Below are 20,443 nucleotides of genomic sequence, written 5' to 3'. Positions count from 1 at the left end.
CTAATCTGTAAAATCATATTGGAGCCGCCCGCTAACGGACAGTTTGATCCGAGACCCTTCGACAGAAACCTGAAATTTATACCACTTGTCTTTCTCCCAGGCAAAAGGGTTCATAGGAGCCCCTATCTGCTGCTGGTTGCCATCCACTACCTTGTAGAGCTGCATAGGGCGACTCATCCCAAGCGTTCCGTCTACATCGCCGCCATGGATCACAAACATATAGTAGTTTTGCGGGTTGGTGTACCGGAACAAAATACCTGCTGCATGATCTCCTTGTTCCGCTCCTACCCTAAAGTCCGCCTCAAACATATAATCTGTGTGGGAAAAATCGTTTCGGTATAGTCCTGTCAGGGATTCCAGTTGCTGCTCACATATAAACAACCCCTGATTCTTATCCCTGCTCCAAGCTGTGCCACTCTGATTGTCGAATCGAATCCAGTCATCCTGACCGAGTTCCAGCGTATTCAGGTCTTCTACCCAAGGATAATAAGGGTTTGACGGATCATGCGGATCATAGTCTTCTGGCACCCCATAGCCCCCCGTCCACTCTTCCGGGTCCATACCGTTTTCTAATACATCGTTATTGTAGTCGTACACAAGTCCTTGTCCCTCGGTCTGGATAGCCTCCATGAAGGCTTGCTTAATTCTCTCAGTAGCCGTTAGGTCTTGATTAAAAGTACTGTCCTTCAGTTTCTTTACCGCTGCCAGGTAATCCTCAATGATAGATTCAGCAGCCTCTTTCGTACCGGTAATGACGCTTAATAGCTCGGTATAATGTTCCCGTTTGTCAGCGATAAGTGCATCGTGATAATAGGACGGCTGAGCTTCAGGCTCTGCGTGCTTGTCTTCCTCAAGCATGGCCGGAAATGGTTCTACTCTCCCTACAATATCTTCAAACAACTCCGCTGCTTCCGAAGGTCTAACTGCAAACATGTGCTCTTCCAAGAAAGCTTGATGAAATGCGAGACGCATATACCCCAGCAGGCCATCTTCAAGCGTACTTCCGTGCTCACTCATTCGAGCTGCTTCGTAGTACATCTCTGCGATAAATCCTGCCCGATCCTGATGCTCTCCAAAGATATACCCTGAAGCCAGATAGCTTAGACGCTCCTGGAGTTCTGCAAGCATGGACTCTTCAGCAGCAGCAGCCCTTGAAACCTGACTTCCTGATGCTCCATCATCTGTTTGAGCTGGACGCTTTTCCTGTTGCCCCAGACTTCCTCTCTCCAAGTGCTCCGCAGGCCGCTCTTCTTGCTGAGCAAAGAAGGCTTCCTGGGCATATAAGGCAGGACAGGTATCCGGTCGTACTCCTTCCAGTCCTGCAGCCACCTCTGACGGTTTAGTGGAACGATCCATCTCTGCAGTATCCAACATATCGCCAGGACGAATAGGTTCTGTTCCCTGGATAGCTTCCTCGTAGTGTGATATTCGTTTTTCGAGACGCCCCTGTTTGGAATCATCTCTTTCAGAAGGCCTTCCTTCCTGCTTCCCGGTGTCCCCGGCGCTTAATTCGGAGGGCCTCTGGGGTTTACCGGCAATCTTCCCTTCTTCAAAATGGGTGAGGCGGTGGCTCTGCTCCCCTTCGGTGTGAACACCTAGATAAGAAGGGTCAGGTTCAAAATATCCAAAAGGATTTTGTACCTGGATAATAGCGGGGCGCAGCATATCATCCGCCAGCAGTTCCTCAGACAAATCAGCAGAAAGACGTTCCTTATCGAAGCGCTGACCTTCCTCAACGTGACCAGGCTTTTCCATCCCGGATGCCAACTCTTCTACCGGCGCTTCTAAGGCGCTTCTAAGCTTATCCCGATCTGCGAAACCGACATCAAATACAAGCAGACCGTTATGGGCCTGATCTGTAGCAAACACGACTTTGGACTCCATAAGAGCATCCAGGCGGCCTCTTGCTCCTACCAGAAAATCCGGAGACATTAACTCAGCAGCCCTCTCCTTTTTAGCCCACTGCAATGCATAATCAAACAGAGAGTGGCTGTCATGCAGGCGGTCCGCAAACATCATCGGATCGAAGAAATCAGAGAAGAATCCTTTCCAGGCAAAAATAACATCCAGAATTGTGCTCATGAATTCCCGGTCAATGATGCCTACATCCAGATCCTCCGGCAGTATTCCCCACTTGTCTCCTTCACGAAGTTCACTAAAAAAGCGTTCAAATTCCTCGACCATATCCCCTGCACGTGGAATCGCAATACCATTTGCAAAAGTAGGTGAATCTGTAAGCTCAGCGAGAGGTATACCTCCCTGACGTACCTTCGCTCCAGCAATTCCCCCAGACACGTAGAGGTCTTTTTCTTTTTTGAAGCTATTTAGTGTGTCTGTTAAATGAACAGGTATAGCACTTGACCTATTGCCTTCGATTGCACGGGCGAGGGCTGCAAGCTGCTGCGGGTTTTTGCTGCTTATAATGGAGCGAGCGAGTTTTGTGTTCAGTTCAATTGATTTTGATGCCAGTTCATCATGTGAGAGTTGAAGCTTACGGATTTGACCATAACCCGCCTCCAAGTTCTGAGACAGATATAAGTCTGCTGAATTTCGCTGAGCCTGTCCAAACTCACGAATAACCTGAACGACCACTTTACGGTTCAGCTCTGCCTGCTCCAAGGAAGTCAGGTGAAGTGCCAGATCCACTGAACGTTTACCAGAACCTGTCGTATGCCGATAGATCCGGCCATCCCAGTTGCGCGACCCTAAGGCTCCCCCTCCACGGATCGCTGAGCGATTAATATTTTTCATTCCCCCTTGCACGCTTCGCTCCAACGCGAGAAGTGCATCGTGCTTGCGGGTAGCAACCGAGTGAACGAAGAATCCACAATCCTTCAGCACATTCCTCGCAGCCTGCCGGATACGTAGGGTATAGGTTTGAAACGATATGTCTCGTTCGGCTTCTCCACGTTCTCGTATTACATGTGCAGCATGATTGATATTCCGACTGCCCACTATATTATCAATGAAGCGGCGGGTGATAACCTCAGCCTCACGCTGAGCTTGAACTTCTTTTGCTAAATGCGCTTTATATTGTCTTGTTTTGATTTCCGCCCAGTGATAGTCCTTATGGACAATAGCTTCACTAATTGCATCATCTCTATCTGCGGAAAAGACGTTCGGAACTTTTGATGTGGGATGATTATCTCCAATGCGGGCACCTTTAATCCTGTTATAATCGACTATAGTGCGTGGATCATTAACACGCCCAGCCAACATTTGGCGGGTAGTAACCGGAGCTGCATCCCAGGTAAACAGCCGTTTCCCTTCTTCCCGGTCACTTAGTACGTTCCCTATCCAATTAATAATGCGGCTGCTTAACAAGTAGTCACGATTCACAGCGCCATCCCAGTTGAACATCCGGCGCCCCAGTAAACGCTCTGTGTTAACCCGCAGGTCGAAAATATTGCTCCGTTTAGCCTCAAATCTCTCACGCATAATTGTTCCTTGGGGCGTATATGGACGGAACGCTGCTTCAATCTGCAGATCAACGAGTAGATCATGATTATCTACGCGAAAGGCCAGATCCTTCATCTGCAGCCGCTCAAGATCGGAGACAGCGACACGATTGGATATAAAAATACTACGAAACACATTAAAGTCCCAATCAATGGGACGCTCAGCCCATAGTTCATTCAATGGTTGCAGGCTTTCAGATATTTTGGGGAGAATGGTTCCAGGCAGACCGTCCTTAAACATAGAACTTCCATAATCGTCGCGATTGCCTATAGCATCCAATAGGATATATCCCTCTCGGTTGTGCTCATTTACACTAGCTTCTGTACTGAACAGATGATCGGCTTTCCGGCTGTTCTCACTCAGCTTAGCAACACTCAGGTCAGTAAGCTCTCCGGCTCGTTCGGGCATTTTTGCCTGCATATTCCTTAGAAAGAAAGCCATTCTTTTATCATGCGTGGCGTGCGCTGCTTGCATCAGTTCAGCAGGCCGATTAGGCTCTTGCCCAAAAATAACTATTCCATTCTCAATCCCAGCCAGATCATCGCGAACAGCCTGTGAAATCTGCTGCTGCAACAGAGCTGGAACTTCTTTTCGTGTAGCCATAAGGAAATCCAGCATTAACACGCTGTTGTATCTTCCGAACGGAACATAGACAAAAAAGTACGGCTGGATGGCTGGCGGCAGAGTGGTTGCCTTTAGGATGTATCCGGTCTTGGATATTGCATAGTCGGATACTTTGAAGCTGTATTGTTGGCTAGGCATAATATCCTCCGTCCTAAGAAAAAAGGGAAATCCAGAGGGCTATCTGAAATTTCCCTTTAAGCACTTATACGATTTGATTGGGTAATCTTTTAATAACGAACTTCCTTCAGAAAAGCGATCCCCATCTGAACATTCGCTGATTTTTTCATAAAATGGTTTTCGGTGTTGTGATCGAAGTAACGATAGACCTCCTGCTTCCAGGCCTTTCCTTCTGTATTTTCAGGGATATCCACAATCAGTTCATCCAGATGAAGAATATTATTCTTCGAAACAGCAATACAGTAGTCCAGGCTGCCGCGGTACCCGTCAAACGGGTGAACAATGTAAATCGGAGAAAGATGATATTTCTTAGTCCAAGAAGAGGCGTTGAAACCCTGCGGCTCTAGTTTCAGGCCTGTGTCGCCTACTTGAGTATCAACAAATGCTTTTCCTGGTCCCGGTGCTTGAGTAATAAAAGACGCAAAGTGCTGCTGGAATTTGATTCCTGATCTCGTCTTAAACATTTGAAGGGTATTGTTTCCATAGCTGGTATATGCGCCAAAATTATAAGGTGCCCCCGGAACGGTACTTGGTTCGTTGGTTACTGATCCACCGGTTACCATGATATTGCCATCCACATCATCCTCGTTATATTTAAACGGCTTCAGCGCTCCAATATAAACGAAAGACTTCCGATAATCATCAAAGTTTACCGCCGGATCACCAACGATGACCATCGCCAGCCGATTATTCATCACGTTCATATATAGATACACCGGTTTATCATGGGTACGGTCCGTCGCAGGGCTTGCATCCTGCTTTGCCCATTCAATATTGACAGGCTGTCCTGCCTCTCCGAAGGTAGCTGAACCGCCGGAACCTGTTTTATTAAAAAGAACCTGTACAACCATTGAGCTATGCTTTGCAGAAGCTCCGAATCCACTGTTAGTGAATTTAACATAGAACTCACGGGTCAGCGCATTGATCTTGCTCGTTCCCTTTAGAACTAACTCTTTAATCTTACCGGTTGCTACGTCTACAACTTCTGATTCGAGGGCCCATGTGTTAGTAACAGCAGTTTCTCCTGCCGTTGCATTGAAGGGGTATGATGCTCCAATCACCTGTGATTTGATCGTATCCAGTAATTCACGGGAAGTGGTAATCGTTTCAGCGTACTTAAAATTTGCCATGCGGGGAGTCCTCCTTAGAATGGGAAATGTAAAGCGGGGAGAAGAAAGGGTGTTGTTTAGCAGTTTGTTACTTTACTTCTTTCAGAATCGCAATAGAACATTCATCAGGGTTAGCAGAGAATTTCAAAAAATTAACGGGGGAATTCACACTGAAGAACTTATAGACTTCTGTCCAGGTTCCTTTGGAATGGTCCGCCGGGTCTTTCCACTCTTCAGTGTCTACAATCAGCTCATCCTTGTTAATTAAGTTAAAATCATTGATGGCTACAACACCATCCATGTAACCGCGATAACCTTCGTACTGATGTACCAGGTAGACAGGACTGGCATGGTAACGCTTGGTCCAAACCGATGCCTGGAAGAAGTTTTTAGTCTTATCAAGGATTAGTTTAGACAGATCGGAAGGGATACTACCAACTCCACTATAGGAGGGAAGCTGTGTGATAAATGCGGGGTAGTAAGATTGGTACATAACATTTGAAGCCGTTCTGAACATAGAGAAGGAATACATTCCGTTCGAGGTATTTCGCCCAAATCCGGCATAGGCAGGGTTCTGGTCTACACGAATATCAGCAATGGTAAAGCCGGACTTTTCCACAGTCATGTCACCCATGCCTACAGTCACCCCGAAGTTACCGGCATAGTCTGTATCATTGAACGGAATAATCCGTCCGATGTATCCAAAGCTGCGGTAATAGCCTTCAATATCGGGAGCCGGATCTCCTTCGAGGACCAGCGCCACCCGGTTGTTATTGACAGACAGCCAATAGTTCACTCCATAGTCCGGGCGTCGCTTCTTGTTGGCAAGCCAGCTTACGGTACTATTTGCCCCAAAGAAAAAGTGCGCCGGTGGACTGGTAACTTGGGTTGTTCCGTCGTAGTCGTACAGCCACTCTATATACGCAGGGGTATATTTACCCTCGGATGTATCAGGGTCATTCCACTTCAGATAAGCTAAGTGAGCTTCTACCTGACTCTTAACTGTAGGTACTTGGTTTATCTTTACTGTGGCTATATCACAAGCCATATTATATGTGCTGAGCGAACTCCCCGCAGCTTCGACTACTTTAAAATTCCCACCGTAGTACACATCAAAATAGTTGAATTGCTGCGCAGGCATTTTCAGCATCACATAGAAGTCTTTTGCCGACTGTCCCTCTGGAGGCTTTTTGACCGACTTTAGCACCACTGTCGTATCTGAATAATGTGTTAAGTCAGCCTTGTATGTGAGTTGGTTGAAATTGTATGGTAAGGCGAGATTTGGGGCTACAGCACCATAATCTTTATTGATATACAGATAGATATTAAGCTGACCATTTGCCAAAAAGGAATCATAATCCGAGGGCATCGGAGCTACGATCTTAAAGTCCTGCCACCGGGCATGGTCGGTAAAATTAGAACCCTTACTATATCCCTGTTTTACAATGTAACAGGCTTTTTTAGATGCTCTAGTCGCATCATCTACGTTAACTACAAGTAAATCAGCGACAGGCCGCACTACAGGCAAGTTTGTATCAGGGTCCGTATACGCAACCTTAGTCACAAGCAATTTCCTGCCTGTTGGAGTATTGCTAAAGTTAAACGTGTTGACCTCTTTTACGTATCCGTCGGAATCTACAAGCGAGGCTTCCGTAGCCGGATTCTTTGCTCCCGTCAAGTCACTCAATTTATACACCGGATACTTTTTTCCATCCATGTGCGTATACATTCCCGCCGTAGACGGTGTGCTTACAGGTGTATAAGTTACCCATTTGTCTTGTACAGATCTATAGGATTCAGTCCAACCATTTTCCTCGTCATCCGGCAGTTTAGCATTTACAATTTGATTTGAAAGCTCAAAGACAATCTTGTCTGCATTTGCGCTGCCCTCAACCCAAGCAACTGTATTACTTGGCATCTTACACACCCCTCCTTATTTACGCAAAAACTTCACGTTGTACCATACTTGCTTCGCGGAGCCGCTGAGATTGTGGTACTCGAACTTGATCTCGGCGTTGTCCGGGAGTGGATAGACGATTCCGAAGGAGTTGCCCATGGATACACTTTCCGGCAGCTCCTTGGTGTAAACTGTCTCGCATATCTTATCTCCGTTGACAGTTAGCTCCCAGAAATCTCCGATGCAATATTCGCTAGCCGCAAAGGCCACGGACAGAAACTCTGTTGCATAAGGAAGACTGTACGTATCCTCATAGATCTTCGCCACACCCGTCACATCAATCATTCTCCCGCGTACAAAGGGCCGGGTGAATTTACTAAAGTGCGGATAAGGCAGCTCGCGGACTTTATCAATCGTGCCTCCTGCCGGGTGTGTGATTTGAAAAGACATTCTGCTTCACCCCCTCCTATATACGCGTTAAGGTTGTCCCTTTTAAGTGTCCGCTTTCCTCATCATAGTTTAGACCGATAATTAAATTCTCTAGCGTTGCCCCCGCCGGATTCTTGCGGACCACGTTCACTGCTCCCAGCCGCCAGACCGTGTAGTATTCCCAGTCTGCATGCTCCGAGTCTACGTTAACAGGAACCCCGGCCATATCATCACCGCACCCAAACGTCATATAAATATCAGTAACATACCCTGATTCATAGAGCATGTGCGCCCCGGTAACCTTCTCTGCATCAAGAGGATGTTCTCTGAGCAGCAGGACAGAAGGAGTGCCTGCAAATGGATCGGCAGCCGTTGTATTCGTAGCAGCCTTCTTTGTCTCCGCCTTGATCAGATCCATAATGGGGTAAATTAAATAGTCATTGGCTACACCGGCCATTAGAGAATAGCCCCCTCTCCGCTCGACCAGGTTAGGTCAATGATTTGCAGATAACCATTCTCGACGGAGAACGATGATCTGATCCCTTTAATAGTGTAGACACTTCTTGTCGTTGTATTGCAGTCGGAGATGTATACTCTATCCATTACTTCCAGCGCAGGATTTCCCGGAACAGAGATTTGGAGGGTACGACATATACACTTATTGTCAAAGAAAAATCTTTCGGCAATCTTACGCTTCTCCGCCTCACTTTTGGCATACGGAACATTAAGGACCGCAGTCCGGACCTCGCCCTTGAGTTCCAGCAGGATCTCCGTGTCTACAAAGTGCATATATTTCCCTTCATCATCAAACACAGCAAGATGGCTGCGGCCCCGGCTCCAGTCGGTAGACTTCTCCAAGGAAACCAGGTTGTCATATTCTGTGAACTGTCCGACGATGGGATTATTCATATTAATCATTTCCAGGCGATATGTCCCGTAACGGTCACAGTAAGAACGGTAGTTGGTATCCTTGGTAATTTCCGAAATGGCATCCCCAGCTTTAGTCTCGAAGGCCTCGAACTCCTTGCCATACTCCTCTATATAAGGGTTAAGCCAGCCATTCGGTGTCAAGACAGCATTAATGTCCACCTCTTCAAACTCGCCTTCCTTATTCGGGACAGCACGAATAACTTTACCAGAAGCTTGGCTAGTACTGATGAAATACGATTCCTCAATCACATAGTCAGGATAGTGGATATCGTTTGGAGCTTGACGCCAGCCGGTCATTCCAGCAGAAACAATCAGATCTGTCACGACTGCGGATTTCAGCCATGCGGCCTTTAGATCATCTGGTCCCGTACCTGTTGCTGCAGTTGTGGAAGACGTAGTCTGCGGATATGCCGGTATATCCGCAAAGGGTGAAGGGTCCGCCACATAACTCTGATAGATATTCCATACCGGATTTGGCCAGTTCGTGTCTTTAGACCATTGATAACTTCCCTTGTCTCCTCCCCGCCAGAAGTATTTCACGTCTTCGAGCGAGTTGATCCGCCAGCTCCGGCTTTTTAACGCCTCTACGTAGCGTTTGGCTCCAAAATACAGTTGCTTGTTAATCCCCGCATATTCCGGTTGTTTGGCTGAGCCACTGGGCACACCATATCCCAGGATATAGCCTCCACTGGACTCCCGGCCCGCTCCTGTCGTACCCATATTCGTTTCATGCTTTGCAATAGCCAGCAAGAAGAGGTAATCTACAGCAGTTCCCTTGAAGTTGGGGTGTTTGGCATTGTACTTAGCCCTCGCTACAATTTCTTCAAAGCGGGAACCACTGTATCCGTCGGTCACACTGCCTGCGTCCGTTACTTTCGTTTCCGTTCTTTTAGTGTCCAGCACACTCACCTTGGGATAGGCTTTATCCTCCAGCAGCACATGATTCAGTACTTTTTTATACATATCCCTGCATGTAATGGTCAGTTGATGGTCTTCTGCCACGCCATCCACTTTGTCAATAAGCCCTGTAAAGACACGAATAAAATTCTGACCATACCCGTAATAAATACGCACTGGCGTATTCTCGGAAAGAACGCCTACATGATAACCATTAATATAGTAGCTCCAAGGGGACTCCTGATACATTTCAGGGAAATAGAAAGGGTTATAGTCGGGGGAATAGTATCCATCGGGGTTCGAAATGACAATTCGGGCTTCATGCGACTCCATCTCAAGCTGATCATCTATATCAACCGAAATAATATTGTCCAGAACCAGCGTATCCATATACACGAACTGGCCCACCTGCAAGGAGTTCTCTTTCTTCACTTCATTGAATACAATAGACTCGATTTCAGCGGTCTCATAGTATCCGTTTTTCTGCGCAGGATCCGCAGCGGACAGCTTATCCGTGTTCACCCCGCCATTCACTTCATTAATCCTTATATCATTCAGGCCCAGCTTGCAGCTGACCCCGCCATACCATAGAACCTCGACCTTGATGGTGTATGTTCCGGCAGGAAAGGGGACATCTTCAACAGATTCTATAGAACTCCCGGCATCGAATCTCTTAACCTTCACCTGCAGCTGTGTATTGAAATAAATATTGAGCTCCAGACCTTCCGTCACATTGCTGAAATACCCGACTTTTAGAAGGCAATCCTTCGCCGATTCAAACTCGATGTCGAACGAGCATGAACGCGGTGCATTCACCTTCTTGGCTACAAAGTCGTAAACCAAGTAACTGTCATAACTTGGCCTTTGCATATACTGTATAGAACTTAGGTTAACCGCATCGGGGCTTATATTTTTGATCCCCGGGACATTAATCCATTGTTTATCCTTAAATTGCTGATTGAACACCTGCGCCCCTACGGTTCCTTTAATCGTTGCTCCGTTGGTAAGACCTCCACCTGTATTCGTCGAAGAAGTGAACATTTTGGAGGTGCCTTCCAGGTACGGCTGCGGATTCTTAGGATCATTATTTACTCTGATTTCAAAATGGAGATGAGCCCCCTTGCCTTTCGAACGGTCAGAGCTGGGGTCGTCATAATTCCCCTGAACATCCTTTCCTCCAGACATCACATGTCCCGTATTCCCGGTAAGCCCAAGCGTATCGCCCTGCTGGACTACGCTGCCTACCTGGACAAGGATCTGACTAAGGTGGGCGTACCGGGTCATTACGCCATTGTCATGCTGCACATCAATATAATAGCCATATCCGGTATAGGGTTTGTTATGACTCGTTGCTGACACACGTCCAGACCATACTGCGACAACCGTCTCTCCCACGGATGCGCCTATATCAATACCGGTATGCATTTTCCCATTTCTCATGCCGAATTTACTGGTGATGTCGTCCGGGGAGAAAGACCCCCGGGCTGGAACTGGCGGCACGATAGCCTGATAGTTCACCAGCGTTTGTCCCGCTGATCCCTCTTCAATGAACGTCTGCTGAAGACTCACTTCTTTTGACGCCTCTCCGGTCACAAAGGAAATCTCTTCTGTTCGTCCAGGAATAAAGGCCATGCGGTCTACTTCAACCCGGCACACGGGTTTCGCATATTCTCCGAGCTTTAAACGATCAGCCAGAAGCCTTTGCATTTCTTCGGTCACATACTGCATCCTTATCCCCCTTACTCATTTAAAACGTTCAATGCACCATTTTCTGAACCGGTTAAGAAATGTTACAGCCTGGGCCCGGTTTAAGAGTGTGGATGGCAGAAAATAAGGCTTCTTCTGTCCTTCGGCAACCGCATCCATCGGTGTGTACATGTTATCCACTACAGGGTTTCCATTCATAAACCGGGAGAGCTCATAGCCTTCAATTAAATACCGGCCATCCTGAAAGGTTTCACCTTCCATAGAAAGCACCGGCTCCGCCCACCAGGACCCATCCGGTACCCGTCCATCTACGGTGATCGTCTCTTTAGTTTCATTGTTATATAGTGCGGTAAGTGTACCCACATCCAGAAATCTAGTAGATACCTTTTTTTCGTAGTAAAAATATAAAGTAGTGCCTGCTGGCTGCGGGTTCACAAAAGTAATGGAATGGTTGTCCGTCTCTTGATAGTTCACATCTTTAGTGAGCAGTACACCATTACGTTTGACCTTCAGCAGACCCTGACCTGCCGGGTACGTGCCATTCAACCGGAAGCGCCGCTGCCCCTCCTCGGCATACATATATTGATCCAGCTTGGCGGTTGGGGCATCAATATCACTAAATCGGCTATACAGCGTCTTGCGCACTCTATCGATTAAGGTGAAGGCCTCTCCCCGGGTGATGTATGCGTTGGGGAAAAAACGGTCATTACGCCAAGTCATTCCGGCTGTCGCCTTGAACTCTCCGCCCTTCAGCTGGTAGTACCCGTCTTTAAAAACAATATAGTTAAATTTGCAGGTCACACCATTCAGATTATAGGGGAGATAGATACAGGCATTGGGGGCGGGGGATATCATATAGGAATCCGTTTTGTTCCCAAGATATTTAGCGACAAGCGCGCTGGGTACACTTACTCCCCACAGCTCTTCGTCAATTACAATTCGCTTCAAGGGTCGGCCGAACGCATAACAATATTCCTGATAGCTTCTGTTGAACGGGTCCCAGACGTAATCATCCCCATTATCCAGCACATGCTTCGGATGCCCGAATCCTGACCAGCTTGTCGGGTCCTGCGGACGGCCAAAACGGTCTGTAAGAACTTTCCCCTGGCTGACAAATGACACGATAGACCCTTTGCGCGGGGCACTATAGAATTCAATCAGAGTCGATGTTGCCGAAGGATTGCTTACCTTCTTATATACGGTCTGCACACCATCTACATATACAAATAGTGGATTTGCCGGAGTGGGGACGATTTTCTTCGAGAGCGTAAATTGCTTTTTTCCCTCTGAACCACTCTGTTCTTCGTACAAATAAGGGGCATCAGCCATAAACATCCCATACTCAATTCCGGAAATCATAGGATTCCCATCTTCCAGATCAATCCCGGACGCTTCCATAACCTCGTTGTAGAACCAATCATTTGGGGTAACATCTACCCAAGTCGTCATCTCAGCTCACCTCATTTATAGTATAGAACGGAAAAGAGAATAGCCTGCAGGCTACTCTCTCAACATCCGTTCGACAAACCGCCGGGTCCGGTTTAAAAAGGAAACAAATTCTGCCCGGGTAATATAGCCGTTCGGCCTGAAGTAGAGAACCGGAGTACCGTCTGCTTGTACCACCGTAACCAGCCCCGCGTCAGCCATTTCTTCTATATCCGTTTCGGCCCAGTGGCCCTCAGTATCCTGATATTCAAAACGGTGCTTCTTGTCATAGCCATCCTTCTTGATCAGCACTAGCTCAATCACGCACTTATATCCCCTGTTGCGGTCTTGATTGCTGTCCAAACCATTATTAAGCCATACTGGCGAGGGGTTGATGCTTTCCAGCGATCCCAAATACAGAACTCCGCGTTCATCATAAAACTTGTGGGTCCAGCCGCAGTAGGTAAGATAATTATTGTAAGCCTCTTTATCTTTGAAGAGCAGGCTCAGTTGAACCTTGTAGCTAGAAATGCCCATCTGGTGAAAATGGCTCGGAGCATTTATGATCTTGATCTCTTTAAGCGATAATTGTGGACTTGGCGGGGCATAGGGTTCTACGATCTTAGCGTCTACTTCTGTGAAATTCAGTCCTGATTCTACAAATAACCGTTTCTTATAGCGATCATTTGCTGTTCCAAAAGGATACTGAGCAGGCATTGCCTCTCCCCCTATCTATGATTGTATTGCATCCCTGTCTTTACCTGCTGAGAGAGCTCGCGAGAGACATTGACGTTGGCATTCTTAACGATGCCTGCCACCTGATTGCCTACAGCCGTCCAATCCTGCTGGCCGTTGACATTCGCCTGAATGGTGACATTTACATCTCCAGAACCAAAGGATACCTGCTTGGCTGTCCCCTCACTCACCTTCATTTCGTAATAACTCATGGCCTGTACACCATCCGGAAGATTGAAAGTGGATTTCCCTTGCAGCAGGCTATTTTTAATGTCTACCAGATTATTCTTCTGCTGAACCTCCAGCTCCTTAATTTGCTCCAGTATTTTATTACGCTGAGTTTCGTTATCCTTATTTTTATCAAGCAGGGTATGCAAATCGCCTAGTGTGATACCAATCCGCGAGTTAATATCCTGAGACATCGCGTTCTGAATCTGTTTGACACCATTTGAGTCTTCTCTGGCGCCTGAAAGAATAGCATCACTTCTCTTCATGCTCCAGTCCGCATTTGAAATCTTCAAGTCATGATTTAGCTGCCCCATGATGTCATTGAACTCACTATCAGCGCTCATCTGATAGTCCTGGAGTTTCAGTGAAGAGATTTGTCCCTGTATATTAGCAATCTGGGCGTCTATTTCGTTATAAGAATCTGACCCCGCTGGCTGCCGGTCGCGTTTGGCGATTAGACCCTCGTCAATGATTTTCCCGTCCGCATTTTTCGTTCCATTTAGGATACCGTCCAGCATTTCAATATTCTTTTTAAAGTAAGTTTCGAAGAGGGCCCGCATCTCAGCGGAATCCTCGCGAACGCCGGACATGACAAGCTTGGCATAGCTTTCATCATGGGTTGCCTGAATTTTAGCGGTTTCGTTTTGCTGGAGACTCATCGTTCTGGACATCATCGATTGTGCGTCCTCATATCGGACAGCCTGATTCCGGTCAGAATAATCTATATCGCCTTTCTTACTATCTACATTCGAATCAAGCGGATCATCCGACTTCTTTGGTTTTTCCTCAACCTTTTTGGTTACTTTCTCAGAGTCTGCATTCCCTTTAAACTTTTGCTCCAGCGCTTTAGTAAGATCTTTGCCTTTTTTCCCGCTAAACGAAATTTTTAGAGCGTCCGCATATTCCGTCCATTTAACCCCGGTGCCACCGAAAATTTGATTAATCCCACCTCGAATACCGCCATCCAGAATCATTTCACCAATACCAAAAGCTTTCGTCAAAAAATTACCGTCGCCGATTGCCTGGGCCTTCTTCTGCAGATCAACCCGTCCGCTCGCATCTTGCTTTGCTCTTTCTTCTTTAGTCATGCTGAGCGGAGCGACAACATCACTATAAAAGTCCATTGCGGTTTCAACTGCCGAAATCAATGGAACCTTCTTTAGCCCGATCTTCAGTCCCTTACCCACCGTTGAAGCAAGCTTTCCAAATTTCCCGGCTTTAGAGAATAGTTTCCCGGCTCCTCTGGTCAAGCCTGCCAGCTTTCCTGCAATTCCCCTTCTGCCCCCGCCGGAGCCGCTTCTTCTGCTTCCCCTTCTACCTCTATTTGAGCCACTCGGGCCACTTCGTCTACCACCGCTATGATCCTCATCCGAGCTGCCAGAACCGCTTCTTCTGCCACCGCTATCTTCCTCATCCGAGCCGCCAGAGCCGCTTCTTCTGCCACCGTTATCTTCCTCATCCTTATCCTCATACCAATCATCGTTGAAAAATTCCTGGACTTCCTTGGCTACATCATAGGCGGATTTTTTATCCTCATCCTTGTCCTTGTCCTTGTCCTTGTCCTTGTCCTTGTCCTTATCCCTGTCCTTGCCTTCGGAGGCTGGCTTGCTTTCAGTTTCAGTCGCCTGCTTAGGGGCAGTCCCTGAATTTTGCAGTCTAGCCACACGATCTAACCGGGCTAAAGCGTCTATATAATTTTGAATATCACCTGTATCTTGGAACTCTTTATTAAGCTGTACCATGTCATTAATGAATTGCTTGATACGTTGATCTGAATGGCCTGCACTGGAACTAACCCGCCTCAGCTCTTCTTCAAATTTCCGGGCATTCATGGTCCCGCTGATAAATCCCCCGGATATCCTTGCTATGCTGTTAACCAGCAAATCTCCATCCTGCCTGTCAACCCTCATGGCGGTGTCCAGCAGTTCCATCCGGGTGTTTACGAAGTCGGCCTGACGATCCATCTCTTTCATCTGGCGAATAAGCATTGTCAGTGTGCGTTCCAAATGCTGTGCTTCTAAGTCCAGCCTTGGATCAACCGATTGAGCCCACACGAGACTCCGCCGGGTCTGATCGACATCCCATTGCTTCTTGTTCATCCGGCGGTTAACATCTACATGCTCTTCAGAACCATATTTACCACTGCTTTCGATCTCAGCACGCTGCAGTTTGAGCTGTTCATACTCCTCACGCTGGGTGCCAAGCTTGTCATTCAAATGGCCGACACTCAGAACGCTGCGCTTACTGTTTACGAGATCGAGCCGTTTTTGTACAGCCGTAATGTGATTTTGCAGATCTGCCTTCGGAGCCTGCTGAGCAGCTAAACCCTGCCCACCCTTCCCGAGACTTATATTCTCCTCAGAAGAATGTCCGACATGGCTGCGGATCACATCTAAAAAGGCAATAACCCTCGAGCTTACGGTTTGGAACTCTTCCTTCAGATGATCGAATATCCCTTGTGTCGAAACCTCCCACATCGTCTTCAGCTTCTGTTCCTGGAATTCATAGGTCAGCATACTCTCTGCAAGCATCTGATTGGATTGATCCGCAGTCCATTGCTTGTCCTGCAATTTCTCTGCAAACTTTGCAGCACCACCCTCTGCCTGGACACTTGGGGCTGTATTGACCCGGGCCATGTCCTCTAATAGGGCCGTAACTGCACCGGAGTCATTCCCTAAATTGCTGGCATAGGTCTGTTGAACATAATCCTGGTCATTCGTATCGAGCCTATCCATGACATCCGTAATCGCAAACAGCATGTCCATTCCAGATTTTTGCGGCTTCCCCCTTTCCCCATTCACATCTTGGCTTCCATTCCAGGGATCGAGAGTCTTAAACCCCGTCCGCTGAGACATCTCTTCAAATTTCTTGGAGGCAGGATTATCCAGTGGGGCTAGCATATTCATAAAGAACGCCTCCCCTGGATCTCCTGTCCTGCTTAGGATTGAGGGGTACATGGAAGACACAGCAATAGATTGGGCCATCGTCTGCCGCTTATCCTCATCAGATCCAATAAATGCAGGGGCGATATTTGCAGATTTTTGCATTTCGAGCAGATCACTTATTTGGGTAAAAGCTAATTTTGAACCCGCAACCATCATATTGGCGGCATCTTCAACACCTGCTGCGTTAAGTCCCCACTTGGCAGCAATAGAAGCAAGACCACTTGCGGACTGCTGGGTATCCATGCCCCCAATATTTTTCAGTTTGGCAGCCTGAGCTGCAATCTGCTGTGCTTCAAGCGGATCGGTTGCAGCCGTAGACGCATACCGGTAGGCCGCAGCGGCATCTTCCACAGGCAGTCCATAGGCAAGTGCCATATTTTGAACCGGCTTCTCTGGCGAATTTGGACCCCCCCCATCCTTCATCTTAAAGTTTGAAGCTGCCTGTGCCATTTGATATTCAAACGATTTATTGGCTTCATACCCCATAGAGAGCAACAGAGATGCACCATTGTCATACGAATCCCCCAGGATATTTTGCATAGCATTCATAACAGAGGACATTAATTTTTGGCTTTGGTCCGCCAGAATCTTCACGGCAGTGTTCAGCTCACCGCTCATATATTCAGGTTTCCGCTGTGGTCCCAAGGAATCCCGCCCGTACTGAGGGTACCCGCCAAGCTGAATGCCAGCAGCATCGTTACCGAAGCTCACCGGCACAGCTTTCAGCTCGTTCAATGCTTTGGCAAGCTCGGTAAATTGAATATCCAGCAGCGTTCTGACCTTATCTGTGAGGGTTTGTTGCAGAGCTTCCATCTTCCGGGCCAGAAAAACAGCCGGGGAGTCATCTGGTGCAGTCTCAACACTGTCTATGCTACTACTCATCCCCTTTATCCTATCAACTATTGCTTCCAGTCTGCGGCCGACGATATCTACTGCTCCCGCTTCCTTCGAGATATCGCCCAAAGAAGCAATGAGTGCATCCACCTGCTCAGCAAATGAGGCAGTTTGCCTTGCAAGAGAATCCATTTTGAGCAGAATTTCCGCTTCTAACGAATTACTTTGCTCCTGATTATGATCAGATGCCATAGTTCATCCCTCCCCTTATCAAATAAAAAAAAGCCCACCCTAAGTAGAATAGGCAGGACTTCACTTTTACCCTCCGCCAAACATACGTGCCAGCGCCATAACCCCGTCTTCATCAATTTCACGGTAGTCTTCATCGTTATAACCTTCGGGTTGCTCCTCTTCTCCGCCGCCTCCCCCAAACATTGCCCGAAGAGGCGCGGTTACAACCTCTACCTCAAAACGAATATATTTGTGCACCTGCTTCAGGAGTTCCTGAATCTGCGGGTAAGTGTATCTCCTGATTGCCCACTTATCGAGGTTACAATGCTTATGAAGATAGAAAAAAACCTCGCTCCATGTGACAGGCCCTCCTGTCTCTGTGTCGCGGACTTCTACCCCTGTCGGCTCTTCTCCCTCAGCCCGTTCTACTTTTTTAGTCCATTGAGATCCATCATGACATCCAGAATACGCTTAGCCGTACGAAGATCAACATTACGGTCAATAAATGAATGATCCACTACCAGTTTCCCCGCTTTATCGCGGTAAGCAATTTCCGGATAGATTTGAAAAGCCAGCCCCAAAATATCATGAAGTGTTTTTTCCTTGGCTTCCTGGCCCGGTGCAAAGTTAAGAATGATTTCACCTACATTGACCGTTTTCAGGTACTGCATGAACTCTCTCGTATCCCCAAAAGTCATTGGTGGAATTCGGTACAGTTCTCCATTACGCAACATAATCTCTTCATCCTCTTCAAACCACACACGTTCTGATAAACGAACTTCCTTGTCTTCTGGTAATTCCTCTTCTGTGCTCTCTGCTTGAATCCGTCTTAGTGCAGCCTCATTCATCTCTTTCGCATGCAGTAGTTCCTGGACAGACTTGCTCATAATCCCACTCCTTTTGTGTTTTATTGAAAAAAACAAAGGCCCGGGTAGGGACCCGGGCCTCGTTCATCCGCAGCAAGCTTCAGAAGTTACACGTTCGAGGCTGCCGAATAACGTTTGATACTTCCCAGCTTGCGGTCCGCACGTTCCGGATCAAGCACCTGCAGGGTGATCTGAGAAGTAGATGCAGTAGCCCGGGCAGCATCGATAGAGAACGTACCTTTTGCCCGGCATTGGTACAACTCTGTTTCAATGCCTTGAAACGTACCATCTTTTTGCAAAAATGATCCATGATGAATGATATGAACCGGGAACGGAACCTCGTCAACCAGAATATCTACCACATCAATGATCTCTGTACGCTGGTAGCTCAGTACAACATCCTTATTGGTATGAGATATATTCAGAATCACATAGGTTTTTCCTGCATCGGAAGTCACCATGAACTGTTTGTCTGTTGGCGCAACAGTTGAGCTGTACGCCACTTTCTCAAGGAGTGAGTTGGCATCCTTCAGCTTCACAGTGAAATTGCCATCGCCATAAAGGGTGCTGCCGAATGTGACTTCTGCTAGAGCAACATCCGGTCCGGAAGCAGAACTGTGGTCAAGCTCTCCTTTAATCAGTTCATGCTGTTCATTGAGTACCCAGAGAGAACCATTTACATCTTCTTTCACTGTAGATCCCATCATTAGGGATAGCTGAGCCAAGTCGAATTTTGCGTCTGTAGCTGTAATTTCAATCGATTTAGACTTCACAAGATTATCAATCGCGAATAGGCCATCAGAACCGAACACATCTTCAAGCTCTACGTTAAGGTCAATTTTCAGATTTTGAAGCGTACCCAGCGATACCACCTCAACACCTTTACCATCGGCTGCATATTTCTTTGCAAGAAATTGTCCAACACCCTTAATAATCATCTTTTTAGCCATTCGAAAATTCACTCCTTTAATGGATACATCAAGCTTGTCTAATCTGTGAGCTGATCAGCAAGCCCGAAGCTCTTATTTATTCTTCCTGCATAGAGTAGGCGGGCTGCAATAATCCCTAACATTCCCCGTCCAAAGATAGAGAAAAGTGAAGTACCGTAGTGAAACAATATACATCAGACATAAGAATTGGCGTTTCATGCTCCTTATACAGCGTTGTTTCAAAGTTCTCCACATTTTTAAACGGACTTATGACATTCCGAAATAATTCAACAATCCGTTTTGAGATCTTCAAAGCCAAATCCACATTATTAGCAGTGTAAGTATTGAATTTGATGAACGAATGATAAACCAGATCATTCTCTCGGCTAATTTTGCCCTTCCGGCTCGCATAAAAGCTAATTAAAGGCAGGTTGCCTTTGATAAGATCTAGGGGCTGCGATCGCTTTTGAATCCGCTGCTCTACCCTTAATACATCTGCCGGATCAAGGTTCATTAACTCTACAAGCTGTGAATCTGTACGAAGTATCCGGTGAATCTCAGCATAAAGGCCAGTGACCATAGTAACCTCCCTAATTTGGATTTTCTCTGCTCAAATAGCTTAGGCCAAAACACAGGTATGCCCTCGCCAGAACAAATCATGGGTGTCATCAGCCTTTCCTCAGTCCACTGCAAAAGCTCAACCCTTTTCCTCCTCTTCAGAGATAGTAGGGTAAGACGAGGGATTACTCCCTCGGACTCCCCGTCAAACCGTGCATGCGGATTTCCCGCACACGGCTTTCCTTCGTCAGTTCCCCATCTTCAGGAGTGAGTTTCCTTCATCCGTCGCCGGATTGCTTATTTCACTCCTGAATTAGGAACGTGTGGTGAGTAAGCTTGTTAGAAATACCATTCCGGCTGATTCCAGTACTTTGTTTGGTATCAGCCGGTTTGACACCGTAGATCTCTTTTTGCGCATAAAGGCTCGCACCCTCATTCGCGTCCATTGATCCAGACGTTCAAA

The 20,443-nt window shown here is 47.1% G+C and carries 13 protein-coding genes; all 13 read right to left on the bottom strand.

Going from position 1 to position 20,443, the window contains the following annotated elements; all coding sequences use genetic code 11:
• Positions 1–4,221 (bottom strand): hypothetical protein, encoded by a 4,221-nt coding sequence (locus tag A3848_RS04125; protein WP_074083699.1) that lies wholly within the window; start codon positions 4,219–4,221, stop codon positions 1–3.
• An 89-nt stretch (positions 4,222–4,310) separates the two neighbouring features.
• Positions 4,311–5,390 carry a hypothetical protein gene (locus tag A3848_RS04120; RefSeq protein ID WP_074083698.1) on the bottom strand — a complete coding sequence of 360 codons (1,080 nt, stop codon included), beginning with the start codon at positions 5,388–5,390 and terminating at the stop codon, positions 4,311–4,313.
• Between the two features lie 67 nt (positions 5,391–5,457).
• Positions 5,458–7,287 (bottom strand): hypothetical protein, encoded by a 1,830-nt coding sequence (locus A3848_RS04115; RefSeq protein WP_074083697.1) that lies wholly within the window; start codon positions 7,285–7,287, stop codon positions 5,458–5,460.
• A gap of 15 nt (positions 7,288–7,302) precedes the next feature.
• Positions 7,303–7,716, bottom strand: coding sequence for a hypothetical protein (locus A3848_RS04110; RefSeq protein WP_074083696.1), 414 nt, complete (start codon positions 7,714–7,716; stop codon positions 7,303–7,305).
• A 16-nt stretch (positions 7,717–7,732) separates the two neighbouring features.
• On the bottom strand, positions 7,733–8,152 hold the full coding sequence (locus A3848_RS04105; protein ID WP_074083695.1) for a hypothetical protein: 420 nt from the start codon (positions 8,150–8,152) through the stop codon (positions 7,733–7,735).
• Positions 8,152–11,250 carry a M23 family metallopeptidase gene (locus tag A3848_RS04100; RefSeq protein WP_074083694.1) on the bottom strand — a complete coding sequence of 1,033 codons (3,099 nt, stop codon included), beginning with the start codon at positions 11,248–11,250 and terminating at the stop codon, positions 8,152–8,154. Before A3848_RS04100 ends, A3848_RS04105 begins: the two co-directional genes overlap by 1 nt.
• Before the next feature lie 15 nt (positions 11,251–11,265).
• Positions 11,266–12,678: a hypothetical protein gene (locus A3848_RS04095; protein ID WP_074083693.1), complete on the bottom strand. Its 1,413-nt coding sequence runs from the start codon at positions 12,676–12,678 to the stop codon at positions 11,266–11,268.
• Between the two features lie 51 nt (positions 12,679–12,729).
• Complete coding sequence (locus A3848_RS04090) at positions 12,730–13,371, bottom strand: S-layer homology domain-containing protein (protein ID WP_074083692.1); 642 nt, start codon at positions 13,369–13,371, stop codon at positions 12,730–12,732.
• A gap of 11 nt (positions 13,372–13,382) precedes the next feature.
• Positions 13,383–17,648 carry a hypothetical protein gene (locus tag A3848_RS04085; protein ID WP_074083691.1) on the bottom strand — a complete coding sequence of 1,422 codons (4,266 nt, stop codon included), beginning with the start codon at positions 17,646–17,648 and terminating at the stop codon, positions 13,383–13,385.
• A gap of 66 nt (positions 17,649–17,714) precedes the next feature.
• Positions 17,715–17,885 carry a hypothetical protein gene (locus tag A3848_RS32115; RefSeq protein ID WP_167374639.1) on the bottom strand — a complete coding sequence of 57 codons (171 nt, stop codon included), beginning with the start codon at positions 17,883–17,885 and terminating at the stop codon, positions 17,715–17,717.
• A gap of 167 nt (positions 17,886–18,052) precedes the next feature.
• The gene (locus A3848_RS04075) at positions 18,053–18,514 is read right to left on the bottom strand and encodes a hypothetical protein (protein WP_074083690.1); all 462 of its coding nucleotides are present in this window, start codon (positions 18,512–18,514) and stop codon (positions 18,053–18,055) included.
• Between the two features lie 86 nt (positions 18,515–18,600).
• Positions 18,601–19,443, bottom strand: coding sequence for a major tail protein (locus tag A3848_RS04070; RefSeq protein WP_074083689.1), 843 nt, complete (start codon positions 19,441–19,443; stop codon positions 18,601–18,603).
• A 115-nt stretch (positions 19,444–19,558) separates the two neighbouring features.
• Entirely contained in the window at positions 19,559–20,002 is a 444-nt protein-coding gene (locus A3848_RS04065; RefSeq protein ID WP_074083688.1) for a hypothetical protein, read from the bottom strand.
• Positions 20,003–20,443 lie beyond the last annotated feature (441 nt).

The sequence above is a fragment of the Paenibacillus sp. P32E genome (genome assembly GCF_001909085.1).
Classification (GTDB): Bacteria; Bacillota; Bacilli; order Paenibacillales; family Paenibacillaceae; genus Paenibacillus_AQ; species Paenibacillus_AQ helianthi.
This window is presented reverse-complemented; position numbering and strand designations above follow the sequence as displayed.

Coding starts and splice junctions, on each gene's coding strand:
- A3848_RS04125 (WP_074083699.1), bottom strand. CDS start 4,221: ATGCCTAGCCAACAATACAGCTTCAAAGTATCCGACTATGCAATATCC.
- A3848_RS04120 (WP_074083698.1), bottom strand. CDS start 5,390: ATGGCAAATTTTAAGTACGCTGAAACGATTACCACTTCCCGTGAATTA.
- A3848_RS04115 (WP_074083697.1), bottom strand. CDS start 7,287: ATGCCAAGTAATACAGTTGCTTGGGTTGAGGGCAGCGCAAATGCAGAC.
- A3848_RS04110 (WP_074083696.1), bottom strand. CDS start 7,716: ATGTCTTTTCAAATCACACACCCGGCAGGAGGCACGATTGATAAAGTC.
- A3848_RS04105 (WP_074083695.1), bottom strand. CDS start 8,152: ATGGCCGGTGTAGCCAATGACTATTTAATTTACCCCATTATGGATCTG.
- A3848_RS04100 (WP_074083694.1), bottom strand. CDS start 11,250: ATGCAGTATGTGACCGAAGAAATGCAAAGGCTTCTGGCTGATCGTTTA.
- A3848_RS04095 (WP_074083693.1), bottom strand. CDS start 12,678: ATGACGACTTGGGTAGATGTTACCCCAAATGATTGGTTCTACAACGAG.
- A3848_RS04090 (WP_074083692.1), bottom strand. CDS start 13,371: ATGCCTGCTCAGTATCCTTTTGGAACAGCAAATGATCGCTATAAGAAA.
- A3848_RS04085 (WP_074083691.1), bottom strand. CDS start 17,648: ATGGCATCTGATCATAATCAGGAGCAAAGTAATTCGTTAGAAGCGGAA.
- A3848_RS04075 (WP_074083690.1), bottom strand. CDS start 18,514: ATGAGCAAGTCTGTCCAGGAACTACTGCATGCGAAAGAGATGAATGAG.
- A3848_RS04070 (WP_074083689.1), bottom strand. CDS start 19,443: ATGGCTAAAAAGATGATTATTAAGGGTGTTGGACAATTTCTTGCAAAG.
- A3848_RS04065 (WP_074083688.1), bottom strand. CDS start 20,002: ATGGTCACTGGCCTTTATGCTGAGATTCACCGGATACTTCGTACAGAT.